Annotated in this window: 9 protein-coding genes and 1 other RNA gene; 6 read left to right on the top strand and 4 right to left on the bottom strand. The window is 47.3% G+C overall.

Features of this window, described 5'->3' with window-relative positions; translation table 11 throughout:
• The first annotated feature begins 326 nt into the window (after window positions 1–326).
• Genes DES35_RS01615 through porD form a run of 4 tightly spaced genes read left to right on the top strand, consistent with a single transcriptional unit; the run spans window position 327 to window position 3,559 of the window.
• Window positions 327–1,148: an outer membrane protein assembly factor BamD gene (locus tag DES35_RS01615; RefSeq protein WP_037357995.1), complete on the top strand. Its 822-nt coding sequence runs from the start codon at window positions 327–329 to the stop codon at window positions 1,146–1,148.
• Window positions 1,138–1,476 carry a DNA-directed RNA polymerase subunit omega gene (locus DES35_RS01620; RefSeq protein ID WP_037357997.1) on the top strand — a complete coding sequence of 113 codons (339 nt, stop codon included), beginning with the start codon at window positions 1,138–1,140 and terminating at the stop codon, window positions 1,474–1,476. The genes DES35_RS01615 and DES35_RS01620 overlap by 11 nt, the downstream gene beginning before the upstream one ends.
• Window positions 1,476–2,681 carry a bifunctional phosphopantothenoylcysteine decarboxylase/phosphopantothenate--cysteine ligase CoaBC gene (gene coaBC, locus DES35_RS01625; RefSeq protein WP_037357999.1) on the top strand — a complete coding sequence of 402 codons (1,206 nt, stop codon included), beginning with the start codon at window positions 1,476–1,478 and terminating at the stop codon, window positions 2,679–2,681. Before DES35_RS01620 ends, coaBC begins: the two co-directional genes overlap by 1 nt.
• On the top strand, window positions 2,642–3,559 hold the full coding sequence (gene porD, locus DES35_RS01630; RefSeq protein ID WP_114365610.1) for a type IX secretion system protein PorD: 918 nt from the start codon (window positions 2,642–2,644) through the stop codon (window positions 3,557–3,559). The genes coaBC and porD overlap by 40 nt, the downstream gene beginning before the upstream one ends.
• Before the next feature lie 560 nt (window positions 3,560–4,119).
• Here porD and bcp read toward each other — a convergent pair.
• The 3 genes from bcp to DES35_RS01645 all read right to left on the bottom strand — a co-directional run bounded on the left by bcp (window position 4,120) and on the right by DES35_RS01645 (window position 7,144).
• Window positions 4,120–4,587 (bottom strand): thioredoxin-dependent thiol peroxidase, encoded by a 468-nt coding sequence (bcp, locus tag DES35_RS01635; RefSeq protein WP_037358003.1) that lies wholly within the window; start codon window positions 4,585–4,587, stop codon window positions 4,120–4,122.
• Window positions 4,588–4,809: 222 nt separating this feature from the next.
• Window positions 4,810–5,195, bottom strand: an RNA gene (gene rnpB / locus DES35_RS01640) — RNase P RNA component class A.
• 47 nt (window positions 5,196–5,242) lie between these two features.
• A complete protein-coding gene (locus tag DES35_RS01645; protein ID WP_125039373.1) occupies window positions 5,243–7,144 on the bottom strand; it encodes a T9SS type A sorting domain-containing protein in 1,902 nt (633 codons plus the stop codon).
• A 278-nt stretch (window positions 7,145–7,422) separates the two neighbouring features.
• Between DES35_RS01645 and DES35_RS01650 the strand changes: the two genes are divergently transcribed.
• Entirely contained in the window at window positions 7,423–9,828 is a 2,406-nt protein-coding gene (locus DES35_RS01650) for an efflux RND transporter permease subunit (protein ID WP_037358007.1), read from the top strand.
• Here the strand turns inward: DES35_RS01650 and bshB1 are convergent.
• Complete coding sequence (gene bshB1 / locus DES35_RS01655; protein WP_037358008.1) at window positions 9,808–10,524, bottom strand: bacillithiol biosynthesis deacetylase BshB1; 717 nt, start codon at window positions 10,522–10,524, stop codon at window positions 9,808–9,810. The two genes, DES35_RS01650 and bshB1, sit on opposite strands and share 21 nt — an antisense overlap.
• 246 nt (window positions 10,525–10,770) lie before the next feature.
• On the opposite strand from bshB1, the gene dnaE reads away from it, so the two are divergent.
• Window positions 10,771–15,099, top strand: a complete 4,329-nt coding sequence (dnaE, locus tag DES35_RS01660; protein WP_114365612.1) for a DNA polymerase III subunit alpha — start codon at window positions 10,771–10,773, stop codon at window positions 15,097–15,099.
• Window positions 15,100–15,126 lie beyond the last annotated feature (27 nt).

The following is a 15,126-nucleotide window of genomic DNA, read 5'->3' on the forward strand; positions in this document are numbered from 1 at the left end:
TTTGCAAAAGGTTAAAAAACAAAAAAGGCTTACCGGATTGCGGTAAGCCTTTTCTGCAGGAAAGTCAATCTTTGCAACGACAGCTACAGCCTACCGCGGGGGCGGAGGTGCAGATGATGATGCAAAGTCGACATAATTCCTTTCACAGCCGCAAAAATAACACTGTTGATTACTCTCGCAAGAGGTTAGTGACATGATTTTCATCCTTTGCATTTATTAAAAAATCTATAAATGACTCCATCCCGGCCATACTCAATCGTTAATTGTCATCTATCGGGTCAATAAAATCCCCTGACACAATTCAATTGCTTATTTTTGCGCGCTTCATGAAGGGTATCAAATTTCTATTTGCGGTATTGGCTTTTGGTCTGCTGTTCACTTCCTGCAGTGAATACAGCAAGGTATTAAAATCCAACGATTTGAATTACAAATTTGAAATGGCCAAAAAGTACTACGACAAAAAAAAGTACAACAAGGCCTACCCCATCTTTGATGAACTCCTCAATCTATATCGCGGTACAGCACAGGCTGAAGAAGTATACTATTATTACAGCATGACCCTGTATAAACTGGAAGATTACATGCTGGCGGCCTACCATTTCAAAAACTTTTATCGCACTTTCCCGCAGAGCAAATACGCTGATGAAGCCGCCTTCATGACCGGATATTGCTACTACCTGGAGTCGCCGGTCTATTCCCTTGACCAGACCTACACCATCAAAGCCATCAACGAACTACAACTCTACATCAACACACATCCCAAAAGCACACGCATCGAACAATGTAATGAACTCATCATTGAGCTGCGTCAGAAACTCGAGCGCAAAAACTTCGAACGCGCCAAACAATATTACACCACCATGCAATACCAGGCTGCCATTGTGGCTTTAAACAATGTACTCAACGATTTCCCCGAAACCAGATACAGAGAAGAAATACTGCTCCTCTTGCTCAGAAGCAACTACGAATTGGCCCGCTTCTCCATCGAAAGCAAAAAACTCCAGCGCTTTATCGAAACCCGCAAAGCCTGCGAAGACTTCCTCGAGCGCTATCCCGACAGCCGCTTTGCCAAAGAGGCCTCAACCATTCGTGAAAGAGCAATGTTTCAAATTGAATTTTTAAAAGAGAATCAGGAATATGGAAGCTAAGAAAAAGCTCAACGCCCCAAAAGTCACCTCCACCGTAGATATCGAAAAAGTAGCCGAAAAAACAGGCAACATCTACGAAGCCATCATCATCATAGCCAAAAGAGCAGCCCAAATCGCCGAAGAGCTCAAAATGGAAATCAACGAAAAAATGGAAGATTTCAACGTCCCGGGCGAAATTCTGGAAGAAATCTTCGAAAACCGCGAACAAATCGAGCTCTCCCGCTACTACGAAAACCTGCCCAAGCCACACCTGATGGCCCTACAGGAATGGCTCGATGGCGAAATCTACTACCGCTACGCCGAAGCCAACGAAGCTTCACACAACTAATGCTCTCCGGCAAAAAAATACTGCTCGGCATCACCGGCGGAATTGCCGCGTACAAATCAGCCTTCCTCGCACGGCTTTTGGTCAAGGAAGGTGCCGACGTTCAAGTAGTTCTCACTCCCGGAGCCCTTGACTTCATCACACCCCTCACACTATCCGCCCTCACCGGCAGACCCGTGTATGTACATTCCCACGACACCACCACAGGTCAATGGTACAACCACGTCGAGCTCGGCCTCTGGGCCGATGCCATGGTGATAGCCCCGGCTACCACCAACACCCTGGCCAAAATGGCTCACGGCCACTGCGACAACTTTCTGCTGGCCTGCTACCTCAGCGCCCGCTGCCCCGTGTTTTTTGCCCCAGCCATGGACCTCGACATGTACGCACATCCCGCAGTACAACACAGCATTCAGACCCTTCAGACCTTTGGTTGCCATTTAATCGATTCCGAATCAGGCCCCCTTGCAAGCGGACTCTCCGGCAAGGGCCGTATGGCCGAGCCCGAAACCATATTGGCTCACCTGCAAGACTACTTCCGGAAGCGCACCTCCCTGTCCGGCAAAACAGTACTCATCAACGGAGGCCCTACCTACGAGCACATCGACCCGGTCCGCTTCATCGGCAACCACTCCTCCGGCGACACCGCCGTGTACCTCGCCCGCGAAGCCCACTCAAGAGGCGCCCGCGTCACCCTTGTCCTCGGTCCCACCCGCTACACAAGCCACACCTTCCCATTCGAAGTCGTCCATGTCACCTCAGCCCTCCAAATGCACACCGAGTGCCTCGCACGGGCAGCCTCTGCTGATGTCATCATCTGTGCAGCAGCAGTGGCCGATTATCGCCCCGCCGAATACCAGATAAACAAAATCAAAAAAAACCAGGACTCCCTCTCCATCCAACTCGTTAAAAATCCCGATATCCTCGCCGACCTCTGCCAGTCTAAAAAAGCCCATCAGCACATCATAGGCTTCGCCCTCGAAACCGAAAACCTCACCCAAAACGCACTCACAAAACTTCACCAAAAAAAAGCCGACGCCATCATAGCCAACAGCCCCGGACCACACACCGGATTTGCCACACCCACCAATCAGGTCACAATTCTCTATTCCGATGGCACTATTCACCAAAGTTCCCTCGTTCTAAAAAATAAACTCGCCAGCTGGATATGGGACCACATCTCAGAACACTTTCAAATATCACAATAGCCTTCCTTCTATCCATCAGCCCCCTGGCCGCCCAGGAGCTCAATGCACGCGTTACCATCAACCACCAGCAAATCCAGCGCAGCAACGTCAACATCTTCCGTACCCTCGAAGCCTCCCTCTTCGAATTTCTCAACAATACCCGATGGACCGGAGCCCGCTACACCATCCAAGAGCGTATCGAGTGCAACTTTACCCTCATCCTCGAACAGGAACCCTCCCAAAACGAATTCCAGGGCAAGCTCCAAATCCAGTACAGCCGCCCCATCTATGGCACCAACTACAACTCACCCGTTCTCACCTTCCAGGATATCGACATCTACTTCCCCTACACCGAATTTGAACGCCTCGAATTCAACCCCCAAAACATCGACAACAATCTGGTAGCCATCTTCGCCTTTTACGCTTACCTCATCATAGGTCTCGACAATGCCACCTTCGCCCCCAACGGCGGCCGTGAGCAGTTTGAAACCCTCCAGAACATCGTCAATTTTATGCAAAGCCAGGCACGCTTCCCCGGCTGGCGCGACGACGGGCGCGGCTTTCGCAATCGCTTCTGGATCGCCGAGCACCTCAATCACTCCACCACACCCGACTTCCTCCAAACCCTCTACACATACCATCGCCTCGGCCTCGACGTCATGCATACCGTCAGCCGCGTCAAAGAAGGCAAAGAAAAAGTCGCACAAGCCATCACCTCCCTGCAGCCCTATTACAAAAAACGCCCCCAAAGCATCCTCCTGCAGATGTTTTTCCAGGCCAAAGCCGACGAAATCGCCGGAATCTTCTCAGCAGGCGACCCCATCAATACCGTCGAACTGCGCAATGTACTCAGCGAAATAGACCCCCTCAACAGCTCCAAATACACCCAGCTGAAATAAACTCCAAACACCGGAAAATTCTCTTCACTCAAACACAAATCCATTTTTTCTTGGGCGTGCCCCTGCTCGCCGGCCACCTGACGGCGACCTTACCGCGCAGGGTCGGGCTGCTCCGGGGTACGCTTCGCTCCCGTGCTCCGCACCGCCCTGCGGGCGCCCTCCGCATCCCTCACGCGCACCTCCCACCGCACCGATCGCTTACATACAGTCCGCCATATTCCACAGCACAACCCTTCCGGTTCAAACCTCCTGCTGTACTTCAGATTCAAAACCGTCGGTTGTGAAACAGTTCCGGATGTACCATCGACCCCTCCGCTCCCGGGAGGCGATCCATTTCCCTTTGACCGCGTTTTATTCAAATAAAAATTCCATAAGACCCCTTACACCCTGTCAGAAATTACCACACCGATCTGCACCCACAGAAAAATCTGAAAATTCTATTTACACCTTCAGAATCCGCGATTGCGCATCCTATCAGCTAGGATAAAGTTTATAAAAAACAAAGGCCGTTTGCGACCGCAAACGGCCATTGCTCCAATCGGTAGGTGATGTAGTACAGATCAAGCTACTTCAAGGCTTTCAAGTATTTGCTTAGCGTGATTTTTTGTATCTACTTTGGTAAATACTTTCAGAATAACCCCATTCTCATCGATGACAAATGTTTCCCGGTGAATGCCATCATACTCCTTGCCCATAAATTTTTTCTTTCCCCACACACCGAAGGCCTCAATGACTCTGCGATCGGGGTCCGAAATAAGCGTAAAAGGAAGATTGTATTTTTCAATAAATTTTTGATGAGACTTCTGGCTATCGGTGCTCACACCCACCACAGCAAAGCCCTTGGCCACCAGTTCCTCATATGAATCTCGGAGGCTACAGGCTTCAGCCGTACAGCCCGGAGTGTCGTCTTTTGGGTAGAAATACACAATGAGCTTTTTGCCGGCAAAGTCCGATAGTCTTACCGGATTACCATTTTGATCCACTCCTTCAAATTCAGGGGCACGATCCCCCTCTTTCAGATGTGTCATATCACGCGATTTTTGGCTTTAAACAATCAGACAACCAACAAATGTTCACGATGTGAACCACTTTAAACCCCCGTAAATCACCGCCAGCCACACTAAACCCTTGACCAAAAAAAATAAAAATAGCCCCATGGCCACCTTCCATCCAGCCTCGTTTACCACAGCTTTCCAGCCTTTTTCCTTTAGAAGAAGTTTGTATTTTTTCATGCCGTACAGATAAAAAAACGAAAAGCCTGAGCTGTAAGCCGGATTCTGTACCCCTTTAGGGGTTTCTGTCATTTATCTGTTGCGGCCTACCCACTGCTCATACGCACCGGGCCAGTGCGACGGTCTGCTTTAAGCAGACCCTTGGCAGTTTATTTGGCCTTGCTACGCACAAGGTTTGCCATGCCTACGCCGTTACCGGTCGTAGCGGTGGGCTCTTACTCCACCTTTTCACCCTTACCTGCACTCATCAGAATGCAGGCGGTATGTTTTCTGTGGCACTATCTGTCAGCAGCCCTTTACGACTGCTGCCCTGCCTTTCGGCAGGTGTGCTGCCCTGTGTAGTCCGGACTTTCCTCACCCGACCGACCCATTGGTCAGCCGGGCGCGACAGAACGCTCAGGCTTTTGTTTTAATTCTTGCCCTCAAAGGTAAGGCCAAAAAGGGGATCAGATCAGTTGGCGACCACTACTTTGGTGCGCTTGATTAATTCGCCGTTTTCATTGATTATCAAAAGATTGTAAACACCATTCCGCAAGGGTGTGGTGTTGAACGAAAATCTGTTTGCTCCTCGACGCACCTGAGCAGCATGCAGGTCTATACTCCCCCCTTTGGCATGAGCGGCCGTAGTAAGCACAAACCTGAGTTTCTGTGGCTCATCCAAAATAAACTCCACTTCAAAAAAGCGCTGAGCCGGATTGGGATAAAGTTTGAAATCCCTGGCAAAATCCACACTCGGCGGTCCGCTTTGCCAATGTGGAGATGACAAAAGAGCGATGCGGGTTTCGGGCCTCCTGTTGGCTTTGGAGCCATAGCCGGCCCCTATCACCCAGCCGGGCGTTTGATACAAGCGCTGGCTGCCTGAGTAGTCGCCCCACCGTTCGTAAAAGCGCTGTACCCCAATGCCCAGTACATCCACATAGCCTGCTCCGCGTTCCACCTCTTCCCTCTCGGAAAGCCTTCCCTCGTGATCCACATAGCAGGCACTCATGCCCGATGGATATTCACGCCCGCAGTGATTGAACGTAATGATGGCATCGTTTTCCAATGCATTGCGGCCCGTGTAGCTGATGGCAGGAAAGCCAAAGTCCAGTGAATCGTGGTAATAATGCGCGATATCAATCGAGCGGTGTTCAAATTCAGGAAAATATATGCGCCCATATACAAAACCCGCCCCATTGAGTGGAGTGATGGTATTGTGCACAAAGTGAAGAATGTTGTTTTCAAAAAAACCATCCTGGATCCGCGCATCTACACAGTCAAAGCGATGGTTTTGCATCTGGCGGGCATCCGGAGGAAGTCCATAGGACTGGCTGCTTCTCATTTCTACCATCTTCAGGTTACTGGAAGCTGCACCGCCATTCACTATGGTGAGAAAATACCTGTTGCTCTCTGGTGCCAGGTTTTCATTGGATAGCAAAAACATTTTCTCACCATAGTGCCCGCTTCCACCTTTGATGGGCGTAAAGTTGAAAATCGGCTTCATCGTATCAGCTCCGTCTGGCTGGTAGCGGAGCTGGTGAAAGTAGGCAGCCGTAAGTCCCGAGTCACCCCTGTAGCCGGCCATTTTGTCCAACTGCCAAAATGTAGACTCTACATATCCGCTGTTGTTAAACGATCCATTCAGAAAAGTATTGACCGTGATAAACAAGTCGCTGCCACTTACGGCCAGGTGAGGATAATCGCTCCAGGTTTCATTGTCGAGAGGATTGCCGTTCAGGGCATAGAGATTCCACCCGTCGGCCGCGGGATTGCTACTGCGGCTGAATGCCACTGCAATCCAGGAAGTCTGCCAGGTAAATCCATTCAATATCACCAGGATAAACCTGTCTTCATCAGGATCATAAAGGACCCTGGGATCATACTTTACATCGGGAAGACCCAAAGGAGCACAAAACTGCTGCAGCGATTGTACAGACAGCAAACTGTCTTCGTTCAGGTCGTAGGTAAATATATTGGTGTTTATAACGGAAATGATGAGATTGTTTCGCGAGATGGCAATGTGGTTGTCGTTGGGTGCGGACCCATTGTAGCTGTTGCCTTCAAACTGACGGTGCAGTATCGGTCCGGGAATCTGTTCAGCAGTACCTCTCTTACGGTCCGTACGTCTTGGAAGTTGATTGATGCTGTCTTTCAACTGCTGTAAATAAGCCCTGAAACCCTCGCCCCCGGGCGGAGGAGCTTCAAGGTGTTGAACATGAGAGAAGAAATCTTCCGATTCCGGTTTATGAAGGGTAATATATGGCCCCTCTGCAGATAGAATTTTCTTCTCCCAGCTGACCGAAGTGTGCTGAGCACAAAGCCGGCTCTCAGCCATCCAAGTAAAGGCAAACAATACAATTGCAATCCTTTTCATATGGCTAAAATAAAGAAAGAAAGCCACTCTATAGCTCAAATTTGTCGATCTGATTAGGCGTGCTGCTGCCTTAACTTCCAAAATTCCATTATCATTTAGCTGATGAAACATATTACCAAGGCCAATACGGCAGTGTTCCGGATGGCAACGGCTCTTATTGAAATTTTCTGAGAAGATTGATCTCAAAATTCCTAAAACGTGTATTTTTTGCATTTTTTCCCTGTAAAGTTCATCGATTAACTTGCGCCGGTCTATTATTTTCAAAACAATTACTACCGATGTGGGACAGACTCGCTGTCTGGATCATCAGGCAGCCGATGGCTATGATTCTGCTGCTGGCGGCTTCCTTGTCGTTTGCCATTTTCAGGGCTGATGAAGTGCGTATGAGTTATCAGTTCAGCAGATTACTTCCGGTGAATGATTCCGTGCACATTCGCTACGAGTGGTTTAAAAAAAACTTTGCACAGGTCAGCAATACAGTAATTCTGGCTGTTGAAACGACTTCCCCAGAAGACCAAAGGTTTCTGGACCATTGGCTTTCACTGGCCGATTCTCTGAGGCAAGTCAGCGGAGTAGCTGAAGTGATTACTTTCAGCAACGCATTGGAACTTAAAAAAGACGTTTCGAATGCTAAATTTCAATTCAAACCGGTATTTGAAGGCAAACCCTCCATGAGCAGATGGGTAAGCATATTAAATGATTCCTTGCCATTTTACAGAGGCATTTTTGTCAATGAAGATGGCTCTGCGGTACTTGCATACGTACAGATTGACACCCAATCGCTTTACAATGAGCGAATTATTACCATTATCGGTGAGATTCAGCAGATGTTAAACACCTTTGAAGCATCTACCGGACTGGAAGTCAAAATTTCAGGCATTCCTTATCTAAGGATGGGGAATGTTGCACAGTTGAAAAAAGAAATTTACCAGTTTGTACTTTTGGCCACAGGTGTTACAGCACTGTTGTTTTTCCTCTTTCTTCGAAATCTCAAGGCTACGTTGATTTCGCTTTTTGTGGTAGGTACAGGGGTCATCTGGTCCCTTGCGCTCATGTCGATTTTCGATTTTGAAATCACCTTGCTCACCAGCCTGATTCCCCCGCTTGTGATCGTGATCGGAATACCAAATTGCATCTTTCTCATCAACAAATTTCATTACGAATATAAAAACCACAAAAACAGAATCCTTGCTCTTCAGCGTACCATTGCCAAAATTGGAAATGCTATTTTTTTTAGCAATCTGACCACTGCATTTGGATTTTTTGCCCTTGCATTTACGCGAAGTTCCACACTTGTGGAGTTTGGTCTGGTGGCATCTCTTAGCATTTTGGCGGTATTTGTGCACTCTATTGTCATTATCACATTGTATTATTTATATGCACCTGCACCCAAAGAGCGACATATCAAACACTTCGACCGGCGCTGGTTAGGGGGGTGGATCAGGATTATTCAGCATGCGGTGTTTAATAAGAGGCCCTTGATTTATGGAATTGGTGCAGTGGTTATACTAACCTCCATCGCAGGTATGCTAAAAATGGAGACTTCAGGCAGGATTACCGACGATTTGAACAAAAACAGCAAAACTTACCAAGACCTAAAATTTATAGAGGAAAAATCCGGAGGGGTGGAACCACTGGAGATCATAATCGATACGAAAAAAAACTTATCTGCACGTAGGCTCAATACAATCAAAACGCTTGCTGCTATACAAGACTCCCTGAAAGCTATTGGAATAGAGCGCAGCATGAGTCTGGCAGACTTGTCAAAATTTGCCACTCAGGCATATTATTTCGGAGATCCAGCTGCTTACCGCACTCCTACTACACAGGAGAGCCGCTTTATGTCCAGATTTCTGAAAGGTTCCTTCGACCAAAGCAATGTCCTGATGCGTTCATTGAATGATGAGTCGGGACGATTTCTCCGTATTCACACACTTGTCAGGGATTTGAATACCCTGGAAATGATGGCCCTCCGAAACCAGATAGAGGCTATTCTGGACCAAGTGATGGAGGATACCGGTTTTACAGGTTTTGTCACAGGAGCCTCTGTGCTCTTTCTGGAAGGGACCCGCTATTTGGTCAGAAATCTGATTCAAAGTCTTGGAATAGCGATTTTGCTGATTTCCATGCTGATGTTTTACCTGTTCAGATCCTGGAAAATGGTACTGATCAGTCTGGTGACCAACTTTATTCCCCTGCTCTTTACGGCAGGATTTATGGGTTTTGCCGGCATTCCACTGAAGCCCTCTACCTTGTTGGTCTTCGGTATTGCTTTTGGGATATCAGTAGATGACACCATTCACTTTCTGGCTAAGTACCGACAGGATTTACAAAAAACCGACTGGGATATACCCTTGAGCATCCAGATGGCCATCAACGAAACAGGTGTAAGTATGTTTTACACCTCTGTAATACTCTTTTCCGGATTTATCATATTTACATTTTCAGGTTTTGGCGGCACGGTAGCTCTGGGCCTTTTGGTATCGCTCACATTACTTGTGGCCATGCTTACCAACTTGTTTTTGCTACCGGCTTTTGCACTTTCATTGCACCGAATACTGGCTGATGAAGATTTTGACAACCCTCCCATACAGGTGGTCGATCCAGATGATGCACCGGACTCTGAGCTGATTGAGACTTCTGAAGATAATAAAGCCGGCAGCTCAGATCAGTTCGGAAAGTGATTTCAAACCAGGCGTACGAGAAAAGATAAAACCCTCTCCATGAGTTGTGCCGATCAGTCGTCCCATATCGCGTGCCCGGTACTCTATACTATCAAGAAATTCCCTTGAGCTGATCACAGTTTCGGGCTCTGTACTGTCCGGATTGTACAATTGTGATGCATGGGCCTTGCAGGAGGCCAGTTTACGGTCAAAAAAACCGCTGATGTCCAAAATGACATCAGGCTGAAGATTCATAAACTGAATGTAATGCATCAAAATATGTGGTCTCCAGGGTTGTTGCGGCTCACCCAGGTATGTGGTCTTCAACTTGTGTAAGCCAGCCGAAAAAACTGCCTTTTCTGCCAAACGTGCAGAAGCTCCATGGTCCGGATGTCTGTCCTTTGGCGCATTGGCCAATACTATCCGAGGTTTGCAATACCGTATGACTTTAATGACTTCTCTGACAGCCTCTTCCGAATCGCGGATCCATCCATCCGGCAATCGGGCATTGAGCCGAAACTGAGCCCCTAGAATTTCGGCAGCTTTCTGCGCTTCTGCCCTGCGAATGGCCGGGGTGCCTCGCGTGCCCATTTCACCTTCGGTCAGGTCCAGGATACCTGTTTTAAACCCCATGGAAGCATGCTTGGCTAAAGTGCCACCAGCTCCAAGTTCCACATCGTCCGGATGAGCACCTATAGCCAGTATATCAACTTGCATTGCGAATGTGATTCTATTAAGTCCGCAAAAGTATGTTGATACATTGATTTCAAGTGAACTGATTTTGCATCTGATTCATACTTCCAGTACATCTTTTGGTTTCTCGCGCTGTATTTTACCTGCATTCTCCGGCTACTCCACAAGAGGGCAATGTTGAAAAGTATGTAATAAAGCTCCCTCAAACTGTCTTATATTAGCACAAAATACTGATATTCAGATTTGTACAGATAAATTTCTGATTTAAAGATGTTTTTGATTTTCGATACGGAAACTACCGGCCTTCCAAAAGACTACAAAGCACCCGTTACCAATTCGGACAATTGGCCTAGGATGGTTCAAATCGCCTGGCAGTTGCACGATGATTTTGGAGCGCTCGTAGAGCATAAATCGTACATTGTAAAACCCGATAATTGGGAAGTGCCTTACGAGGCTGAAAATGTGCATGGCATATCTACGGAGTATGCATACCAGGCCGGCGAGCCTGTTCAGAAGGTATTGAACAGATTTCTTGAAGTGCTGCAAAAAGCAACAGTATTAGCAGGCCACAACCTGCAGTTTGACATCAACATCATTGCCAGCGAGCTGTATCGGTATGGTTATGATTTTAGTTCCTTGCTTCACTTCTACAGGCTTGATACCTGTGATGAGCTTACCGCCCGGATCACCTGTTTGCCGGGAGGCAAAGGCGGTAAATTCAAATTTCCCAATCTGACAGAACTGTACAGCCACCTGTTTCAGGAAACCTTTGAAGAGGCCCACAACGCTACCGCCGATGTGGAAGCTACCGCCCGTGTTTTCTTCGAATTGATAAGAAGAAATCACTTTACGGAAGAGCAACTAAAAAAGCCCCAGGGTTATCTGGACCTCTTCAGGCAAAAGAATCCAACTCCAATTTCTCTTTGGGGTATCCGACACATCAATTTAAAAGACGCCAGCAAAAAGCTAAAACAACCCACAGATAATCAAAACCCAAACTATCAACAGACAGTAGCCAAATCTAATCTCACCGGATTCTTTCACCTGTACAACAAAACGAGGTTTTCGGTTTTGTCTTCTACCATCGAGATAGATGAACTGGTAAATAAAACCGCTGAATTCAATCTGCCGGCGGTGGGCATAGCAGATAACGGCAATATGATGGCCGCCTTTGAATTTATGTCAAAAATCAAAGAAATCAATGCTTCACGCAAACAGGACCATCAAATCAAAGGTTTGGTGGGCTGTGAACTTCAGTTGGTAAACGACATTTACAAGAAAACTCATCAGGAACGCACCAGCAGTATTGTACTTTTTGCAAAAAACAAATCCGGATATTCCAATCTTTCAAAAATTGTATCTATTGCCAATACCGATGGTTTCTATTACACCCCAAGAGTAGACCGAAACCTGATACAGCAATACAAGGAAGATCTCATTGCCCTGAGCGGTCCTATTACCGGTGAAATTCCCGCACTTATTCTTTCCCAGGGAAAAACAGCTGCCGAAGAAGCCCTCCTCTGGTGGAGAGAACAGTTTGGCGACGACTTTTACCTGCAGCTCAACCGACATGGTCTGCCAGAAGAAGACCATGTAAACCGTGTTCTGATCGAATTGGCGCACAGCTATGGAATAAAGATTGTAGCCGCAAACAACAATTTTTACCTAAATCCCGACGAACACGAATTACTCGATGCCTTGATATGTATACGCGATGGAAATTTGGTGTCCGACCCTATAGGTAAGGGAAGAGGCAATAGGTTTGGCTACACCGAAAGAGCTTACTACTACCGTTCCCCTGATGAGATGTACGCGCTATACTCCGACATTCCGGAGGCCATCAGCAATCTGGCAGAAATCCTTGAAAAAATTGAAAACTACGACTTGAAAAGGGATGTAGTACTACCCAAATTTGAAATACCGGAAGAATTTAAAGACCCACGCGACGAAATCGACGGAGGTAAAAGAGGAGAAAACAAATACCTTAGACACCTCACCTATGAAGGAGCCGGAAAAAGATATCCCGAAATCACTGATATCATCCGAGAAAGACTGGATTTTGAGCTGGAAACGATAGAGAAAACCGGCTATCCGGGTTACTTTCTCATCGTGGCTGATTTCTGTAAGGCCGCCAGAGATATGGGAGTAGTGGTCGGGCCGGGACGAGGCTCAGCTGCCGGTTCAGCAGTGGCATATTGCATCGGCATTACCAACGTAGATCCCATCAAATACAACCTGCTCTTTGAGCGGTTCCTCAACCCCGAACGTGTAAGCCTTCCGGATATCGATACGGATTTCGACGATGAGGGCCGTAACAAAGTCATTCAATATGTAATGGATAAATATGGTGCAAACCAGGTGGCGCAAATCATAACCTATGGCACCATGGCTGCTCGCAGCTCTGTGAGAGATTGTGGCAGAGTGCTAGGCCTTACACCCGCTGAGGTGAACCAACTGTCAAAAAAAGTACCCTCAAATCTAAGTCTCTCAGAGCTCTTTCGCCTCGATGACAAAGACCTTCGGGAGAGGATCAAATCAAACGAGTTTCAAAGCGCACTCGAATTAAGAAATATCTACAAAAAAAACCAAAGCACTGAAGCAAAAGTGCTCAGATTGGCCGAAAAAATGGAAGGCGCTTTGCGAAATACCGGAATTCATGCCTGTGGGATCATCATCACTCCGGTCGATGTTCGCGACCTGGTACCCGTTGCCAGGGCCAAGGATTCTGAAATGTGGTGTACACAGTTTGACAACAGCATTGTAGAATCAGCAGGACTACTGAAGATGGATTTTCTGGGTCTGAAAACCCTGACTATTATTAAAGATGCCTGCGAAATAATCAAAAAACGCCACGGCATATCCATCAATCCCGATGACATCCCTCTGAATGACCCTGAAACATACGAGAAAATTTTTAAAACCGGAAATACCAAAGGGGTCTTTCAGTTGGAATCGCCCGGTATGCAGAAATATCTTCGACAACTGATGCCCACCACTTTTGAGGACATCATAGCGATGGTGGCCCTCTACCGACCAGGTCCAATGGAATACATTCCCGACTTCATAGATCGCAAACACGGGCGTAAGCCCATCGTTTATGACCTGCCCGAAATGGAAGAATATCTGGCTGAAACCTATGGAATCACCGTCTACCAGGAGCAGGTGATGCTGCTATCGCAAAAACTGGCTGGCTTTACCAAAGGTGAGGCGGATGTACTGCGCAAGGCCATGGGCAAAAAACAAAAAGCAGTACTCGATAAAATGAAACCCAAATTTATCGACCAAGCCTCTGCCAAAGGATTTCCTGTCGAAAAACTTCAAAAAATATGGACCGACTGGGAGGCCTTCGCCTCATATGCCTTTAATAAATCACACGCTACCTGCTATGCTGTGCTGTCGGTGCAGACAGCCTATCTCAAAGCACACTACACGGCTGAGTTTCTGGCATCTACCATCACCCACTATCAAAATGACATTAAAAACATAAGTTTTTACATGGAAGATGCCAGAGCCAATCGTATACCTGTGCTTGGTCCCAGTGTCAACGAGAGTGATATGAAATTTTCGGTCAGTAAAGCCGGAGCCATTCGATTTGGTCTGGCAGGAATGAAAGGCGTAGGCGAAAATGCGGCCCTCAACATCATCGAAGAACGCGAAAAAAACGGCCCCTTCAAATCGGTTTTTGACTTTGTCGAAAGAGTGGATCAAAAGGTGGTCAACAAGCGCGTAATGGAAGCTCTTGCCCTCGGTGGTGCTCTTGACGATTTCAGCGAATGTCATCGAGCGACCTACTTCTGCGAATCAGAGGGCAAAACTTTCCTCGAAACACTGATCAAATACGGACAATCTTACAAAAACGCCATGTCTACAGCACAGATGACGCTCTTTGGCGATTTGCTATCAGATAGCTTTCAGACCCCTTCAGTTCCCTCTGCTGAGCCGTGGAATACGCTACATACTTTGCAGCTAGAGGCCGAGGTGAACGGATTATACCTGAGCGGGCATCCACTTGACGACTACGATACCGAAATTCAAAGTTTCGCCAACGTCTCAATGGCTGACCTCGCCAATCTGGACGAACTGACCAATCAGGAAGTAAACGCCATCGGTATAGTGACAGCCTTTTACATCGATACCGAACGAAACGGGGAGCGAACCTGCCGATTTGATTTGATGGATAGAAGTGGTACGCATACCTTCAGATTGCGCTCAAGGCACTATTTGAATTTTGGTCATTTCATACAAGAGTCCAATGTGCTCTTCATTTCAGGAACTGTACGTCCTCCCTTTATCAAAAAAGACGGCACACCGGGCAAGGCCTACCTGGAAATCAACTCCATCCTGCCGGCAGTAGAGCTTGCCGCTAAAGCTGGTCGGATGACCATTAAAATCCCATGTAACCAACTGGATACAAACCTGATATACCAATTGAAATCCATACTGACCTCCCATCCGGGTACTCACCTTGTAAGAGTAGTTCTTGAGGACGAATACAATGAAATAAGTGTCCCCGGCATTTCCAGGCTCAAAGTAAAGGTGGATCGCCAACTGATCTATGAGCTCCAGCAATTACCCGTAATCACCACCTTGCTGAAATGAGAGTCCTTTCCAAGACCAACGCCTTCG

Origin of the sequence: Schleiferia thermophila, assembly GCF_003337435.1 — a bacterium.
In the GTDB taxonomy this organism is placed as follows: domain Bacteria; phylum Bacteroidota; class Bacteroidia; order Flavobacteriales; family Schleiferiaceae; genus Schleiferia; species Schleiferia thermophila.